General features: G+C 69.5%; 5 protein-coding genes and 1 pseudogene. 3 read left to right on the forward strand and 3 right to left on the reverse strand.

All coding sequences use genetic code 11. The features are described 5' to 3' along the window. Nucleotides 1–9: 9 nt before the first annotated feature. Complete coding sequence (locus tag PV363_RS02695; protein ID WP_220342770.1) at nt 10–1,095, reverse strand: ABC transporter permease; 1,086 nt, start codon at nt 1,093–1,095, stop codon at nt 10–12. 97 nt (nt 1,096–1,192) lie between these two features. Continuing rightward, nucleotides 1,193–2,785 (reverse strand): ABC transporter substrate-binding protein, encoded by a 1,593-nt coding sequence (locus PV363_RS02700; protein WP_301021625.1) that lies wholly within the window; start codon nt 2,783–2,785, stop codon nt 1,193–1,195. A gap of 277 nt (nt 2,786–3,062) precedes the next feature. Here PV363_RS02700 and glyA point away from each other — a divergent pair, with 277 nt between their 5' ends. Genes glyA through PV363_RS02715 form a run of 3 tightly spaced genes read left to right on the forward strand, consistent with a single transcriptional unit; the run spans nt 3,063 to nt 5,601 of the window. Then, nucleotides 3,063–4,355 carry a serine hydroxymethyltransferase gene (glyA, locus tag PV363_RS02705; RefSeq protein ID WP_220366612.1) on the forward strand — a complete coding sequence of 431 codons (1,293 nt, stop codon included), beginning with the start codon at nt 3,063–3,065 and terminating at the stop codon, nt 4,353–4,355. Next, entirely contained in the window at nt 4,352–5,221 is an 870-nt protein-coding gene (locus PV363_RS02710; RefSeq protein ID WP_301021627.1) for an SURF1 family cytochrome oxidase biogenesis protein, read from the forward strand. The genes glyA and PV363_RS02710 overlap by 4 nt, the downstream gene beginning before the upstream one ends. Nucleotides 5,222–5,244: 23 nt before the next feature. After that, complete coding sequence (locus PV363_RS02715; protein ID WP_220342775.1) at nt 5,245–5,601, forward strand: DUF3817 domain-containing protein; 357 nt, start codon at nt 5,245–5,247, stop codon at nt 5,599–5,601. A gap of 21 nt (nt 5,602–5,622) precedes the next feature. Here PV363_RS02715 and PV363_RS02720 read toward each other — a convergent pair. Next, a pseudogene (locus PV363_RS02720) lies at nt 5,623–6,333 on the reverse strand (enoyl-CoA hydratase/isomerase family protein); the annotation flags it as partial. Between the last annotated feature and the right edge of the window lie 105 nt (nt 6,334–6,438).

Below are 6,438 nucleotides of genomic sequence, written 5' to 3' on the forward strand. Positions count from 1 at the left end.
GGTGTCTCCTCAGAACCGCACGCGGGGGTCGACGAACGCGACGATGACGTCGATCAGCAGGCTCGAGACCGCGACGACGAGGGCGATCACGGTCACGATGCCCTGGACGGCGACGAAGTCGCGCTTCACGAGGTAGTCGGCCAGCGTGTAGCCGATCCCCTGCCACTCGAAGGTGGTCTCGGTGAGGACCGCGCCGGCGAGCAGCAGCGCCACCTGGAGTCCCATCACGGTGACGACCGGGACGAGCGCGTTGCGGTAGGCGTGCTTGCGCACGACGCGGCGCTCGGGGATGCCACGTGCCCGGGTCGCGGTGACGTAGTCGGTCCGCAGTGTCTGGATCAGGTTGACCCGGACCAGCCGCAGGAAGACGCCTCCGGTCAGCAGGCCGAGGGCGATCGCCGGAAGGATCGCGTGCTTGAGGACGTCCCACACGTAGGCGGGGTCACCCCAGAGGATCGCGTCGATGATCATCACGTGCGTCTGCGGCTCGACCCCCTGCAGCGTCAGCTCCACCTCGGTGCTCGCACGGCCGGCGACCGGGAGTCCGAGCGGCACGAACGCGAGCTTGAGGAGCAGGCCGACGAAGAACACCGGCGCCGCGTACACGAGGATCGAGAAGACCCGGAGGACCGCGTCGGGCCAGGTGTCGCGGTGGCGGGCCGCCAGGCGCCCGAGCGGGACGCCGAGGCCGAAGGCCACCAGCAGCGCCCAGAAGGCCAGCTCCAGGGTCGCGGCGCCGTTCACGACCAGCACGTCGGAGATGGCGCGGCCGTCGGTGAGCGCCGTGCCGAAGTCACCGCGGAGGATGCCCGTCATGTAGTCCCAGTACTGCTGGAGGATCGGGGCGTCGAGCCCGGCCGCGGCCTTGCGCTCGGCGATCTGCTCCGGGGTGAGGCGGCCCCCCTGAGCGGCGCTGATCGGGTCGCCGATCACCCGCATCAAGAAGAACACGAACGTGACCAGGACCCACATCATCGGGATCACCAGAGCCACGCGGACGAGAAGGTAGCGGGTCAACGGGCTCAGGCCACCGGAGCGCCGAGGGCCGCTGGGAACCTCGGGCTCGGGCCCGGTCAGGAGCTCTGTCGTCGCCATGGGACAACCTGCTTTCAGGGGGCGGACGAAGCAGGGGCGAGCCCCGGCCGGAGCCGGGGCCCGCCCCTCTCAGGTGGTGCTCAAACCTCGGTTGCCGTCACTTGGACAGCGAGGTCAGGCGGAACTTGAACGCCGCGTCGAGCGTGTTCTCCACACCCTTCACGTCGTCGGTCGCCACGGCGACCTGGGCGCCGGTCAGCAGCGGCAGCGTGGAGATGTCCTCCGCCGCGAGCTGCTGGACCTGGCCGAGGAGGTCTTCGCGCTTCGCCTTGTCGGGCTCGGTGCGCTCCGCGGCGAGCAGGGCAGTCATCTTCGGGTTCTCGTAGTGGTTCCCGATGAAGTTGTCCTTGTCGAAGAACGGCGTCACGTAGTTGTCGGCGTCCGGGAAGTCCGGGAACCAGCCGAGCTGGTAGACGGGGTAGGTGTCCTTGACGCGCTCCTCGTTGTACGTGGTCCACTCGGCCGACTGCAGGTCGACCCTGAAGAGACCGGTGTCCTCGAGCTGACGCTTGACCTCGTTGTACTCCTGGTCGGAGCTGCCGCCGTAGTGGTCGGGGTTGTACTGGAGGTTGATCGTCACCGGCGTCTTGACCCCGGCGTCGTCGAGGAACTTCTTGGCCGCGGCGGCGTCCGGCTTCTCGCCGTACGCCTCCTTGAACGCCTCGGTCGCACCCGGCAGACCCTCGGGGATCGGCGAGTACGCCGGGGTGTACGTGCCCTTGTAGACCTGCTCGGAGATCGCGTCACGGTCGACCGAGGAGGCGACGGCCTTGCGGATCGCGAGCTTCTGGGCGTCGTCGGCACCGGGCATCGTCTTCAGGTTGAAGACGATGTAGCGGAGCTCGCCGCCCGCACCCTTGTGGACGGTGACACCGTCGGTGCCCTCGAGGCTCTCGATGTCGGTCGGCGTCAGCGACCGCCAGGCGACGTCGATGTTCTTCTTCTCGATGTCGAGCTTGAGGTTGTTGCTGTCGGTGTAGGTCTTCAGCGTGATCGTGTCGGTCTTGGCGTCGTTGTACGCGCCGTCGTAGTCGGCGTTCTTCTTGAACTGCGCCAGCTGGCCCTTCTGGTACTGGCCGATCGTGAACGGACCGGAGAAGCCCTCCACCTTGACGGCTTCCTCGTCGCTCAGCGCCTTGTCGGCCGGGTAGGTCTGCTCGTCGACGATCGGGCCGGCCGAGGTCACGAGGACCTGCGGGAAGGTCTGGTCGTTGGGCGACTTGAGCGTGAAGACGACGGTCTTGTCGTCCTTGGCCTCCACCTTGGCCATGTTGACCAGGAGCGACGCAGGGCCGTTCGGGTCGTTGATGGTGACGATGCGCTGGAAGGAGTGGGCCACCGACTTCGCCGTCAACGGGTTGCCGTTGGCGAACTTCAAGCCGTCCTTGATCGTGCAGGTGTACGTCGTCGGCGTGTCGAAGTCGCACTTCTCGGCGGCGTCGGGCTGAGGCTCGGTCTCACCCTCGGGGAAGTTCAGCAGGTACTGGTAGACCTGCGTCTGGACCATGAGCGAGCCGTTGTCGTACGCGGCGGCGGGGTCGATCGAGACAACCTTGTCGGTGGTGCCGACGACCATGCTGTCGCCACCGGAGCCCGACTCGTCCTCGTTGTTGCCGGCGCCGCACGCCGAAGCGCCCAGGGCCAAGGCGGTCGCGCCGGCGACGGCGACTGCTGCTCTCAGCTTTTTCACGTAGTTCTCCTCGTGTCGGAGGCGCACGGCCGAAGAATCTTGCGGTCGGCCGCACCTCGTCGGGTAAGGCTGTCCGCATGGCGGACAGCCGGTCGGCACGCTACTCCTGCCCGCGGCCTCGACCTAGGAGGCGGCCGCAACCTTCACGCGACTGTTATACGGCGTGGGCCCGCGAAGGCGTCTCGACGCGGAGGGCCAGGGTGGCGTGGGTCCGGCTACGCTGGGAGGGGCGATTCGTCCGCCCGCCGCCCGCCGCCGCGCTCCAGGAGTCTGCTCGATGACCATCAACCAGCCGTCCGCGCTGAACCAGACCCTCGCCGAGTTCGATCCTGAGGTCGCCGCCGCGATCGACGCGGAGCTCGGGCGCCAGCAGGGAACCCTCGAGATGATCGCCTCCGAGAACTTCGCCCCGCTCGGCGTGCTGCAGGCGCAGGGCAGCGTGATGACCAACAAGTACGCCGAGGGATATCCCGGCAAGCGCTACTACGGCGGCTGCGAGTTCGTCGACATCACCGAGAACCTCGCGATCGACCGGCTCAAGGCGCTGTTCGACGCCTCGTACGCCAACGTCCAGCCGCACTCGGGCGCGCAGGCCAACGCTGCAGCGATGCACGCGCTCATCAAGCCCGGCGACACGATCCTCGGCCTCGACCTCGCGCACGGCGGCCACCTGACGCACGGCATGAAGATCAACTTCTCCGGCCGGCTCTACGACGTCGTCGCCTACCACGTCCGCGACGAGGACCACCGTGTCGACATGGAGGAGGTCCGCCGGCTGGCCCACGAGCACCGCCCGCGGCTCATCATCGCCGGCTGGTCGGCCTACCCGCGGCAGCTCGACTTCGCCGAGTTCCGTGCGATCGCCGACGAGGTCGACGCGATGCTCATGGTCGACATGGCGCACTTCGCCGGTCTCGTCGCCGCCGGTCTCCACCCCAGCCCTCTGCCGCACGCTCACGTCGTCACGTCCACGACGCACAAGACCCTGGGCGGACCTCGCGGTGGCGTGATCCTCAGCAACGACCCCGAGATCGGCAAAAAGATCCGGTCGGCCGTCTTCCCCGGTCAGCAGGGCGGCCCCCTCGAGCACGTGATCGCCGCGAAGGCGGTCGCGTTCAAGATGGCCGCGCAGCCGGAGTTCAAGGAGCGCCAGGAGCGCACCATCGAGGGTGCTCGCATCCTGGCCGCGCGGCTCACCGCCGACGACATGAAGAGCGCCGGGGTCAGTGTCCTGACCGGCGGCACCGACGTCCACCTGGTCCTCGTCGACCTGCGCGACTCGACCCTCGACGGCCAGCAGGCCGAAGACCGGCTCCACGAGGCGGGCATCACCGTCAACCGCAACGCCGTTCCCAACGACCCGCGTCCGCCGATGGTGACCTCGGGGCTGCGGATCGGCACGCCGGCGCTGGCCACCCGCGGCTTCGGGGCCGAGGAGTTCCGCGAGGTGGCCGACATCATCGCCGACGCGCTGCAGCCCGAGCTGACCGATGCCGAGGCGCTGCGCAAGCGGGTCGCCGTGCTGACCGACCGCTTCCCGCTCTACCCGTCGCTGTCACGACTGTCGTGAGCACCCCGTCTGCCCCGACCACCCGCGCCCGCGTGGGCTGGCTGTCGCCGCGGCTGTGGGGGCTGCACGCCCTCGTCGTGGTGGCCGTCACCTTCACGGTCTTCATGGGGTTGTGGCAGATGGGCGTGTACGACGACCGGCGCGCGGAGGCCGAGACGGACCAGACGACCGCGTCCGTGGTGCCGCTCCAGGACGTGCTCGGCCCGGACGAGCCGTTCACGACCACGGCGGCTTCCCGCACGGTCGCGCTGACCGGCACGTTCGCCCCGGCCGAGCGGCAGGTGTGGGTGTCGGGTCGGGAGCAGAGCGGTCGAGACGGCTACTGGCTGCTGGCGCCCGTCCTGGTCGACGAGGTCGCTGGGGCGTCGGACCGTCCGGCGGCGCTGCTCGTGGTCCGTGGATGGTCGCCCGATGCCGGTGCTCTGCCGCCCGTGCCGGAGGGCGACGTCGCGCTCGAGGTGGTGCTCCAGCCGGGTGACGCGCGTGGCACCGGCTTCGACGAGGAGACCCGCGTCATCGACGGCGTCCGCATCCCCCGGCTGGTCAACGTCGTGCCGTACGACCTCTACGGCGGTTACGGCATCGTCACGGCGCAGACGCCGGCCGACGGCGCAGGGCTCGCACCTGCGGAGGTCCCCGAGCAGACCCAGGACGGAACGGCCGGTCTGCGCAACCTGCTGTACGCGATCGAGTGGTGGATCTTCGGCGCCTTCGCCCTCTTCATGTGGTGGCGGATGTGTCTGGACCTGCGGCGCGAGGGCGGTGTGGTCCAGGCTCGGGTCCCGGCGGCGAAGCGGGCCGCGCAGGAGGCCGCACGGGCGCGGGCCCGCGCCCGCGACGACGAGAGGTCGTCGGCGCTGCGTTGAGCGCCGCAGGTAGGCTCGAGAGCGTGCCCAAGACACTCGCCGCCTACCGCGTCCTCGCGCTCGTCGTCAGCTTCTTCGTGATCGCCGTCGTCGGCGGTTGGATCATCAAGATGGTCTCCGCGGAGGGCAGCACGTGGCACGACATCGGTGAGTTCACCGCGTCGATCTCGCCGATCCACGGCGTCTTCTACATGGTGCTGCTCGTGATCACGGCCGTGCTCTCCCGGCAGGCGGGATGGAGCGTCGGGTTCACCGTGACGACGATGGTGCTGGCCACGATCCCGTTCGTGTCCTTCTGGGCCGAGCACCGGGCGACGCGGCACACCAAGGAGCTGTGGGCGTCGTACGAGGCCGAGGCCGAGGCGGCCGCAGCGCAGTAGCGAGGCCTCGTCCGCGCAGGGTCAGCGCCCGACGTACGTCGCCTTGCCCGGCCCGTCCTCCAGGAACGACCGGATCGCCGCACGCATGTCCTCGGTGTCGTAGAGCGCTGCGGCGATCGCCGTGATCTCGTCGTCCGCAGCAGCGACACCGCCGCGCTCGACGGCGCGGAGCACGGCCTTCGTGGCCGCATGGGCGCGGGTCGGCCCCGCAGCGAGCGTCGTGACGAGATCCGTCACCGCATCGTCGAGCTCGTCGGCGGGGTGGACACGGTTCACCACACCCCAGCGTTCCAGGGTCGCGGCGTCGTACAGGTCGCCGGTCATCACCAGCTCCTTGGCGCGGCCGATGCCGGCACGCGCCGCAAGGCGCTGTGTCCCACCCATCGTCGGGGTGAGGCCGACGACCTTCTCGACGAGACCGAACCTCGCGCGTTCGGAGGCGACGATGAGGTCGCACGCGAGGGCGAGCTCGAAGGCCCAGGTCAGGCACAGCGCGTGCGCGGCGAAGACGACCGGGTAGTCGAGCGCGGCGACACGCAGCGGCAGCTCGAGCATCCGGTCGAAGAGGATCTTGCCGTCGGCGGCGGAGGTCTGCGAGTCGAAGAGCGAGACGTCGACACCGCCCGAGACGACCGTGCCCTCGGCGCGGATCAGGAGGGCACGGGGAGGACGGACCGCCAGGTCGTCGAGGGCTTCCTCGAACTCCCGGTGGAGGTCGAGCGAGTACAGATTGAGCGGCGGGGGCGCGGGCGGGCGGGTTGGGGGGCCGCCCGCGTGACACCCGGTAGGGGGGGGGCGACAGAAAAATTATTGGTGGGGGGGGCCACAGACCGCCCC

The sequence above is a fragment of the Mumia sp. genome (assembly GCF_028803055.1).
Classification (GTDB): Bacteria; Actinomycetota; Actinomycetes; order Propionibacteriales; family Nocardioidaceae; genus Mumia.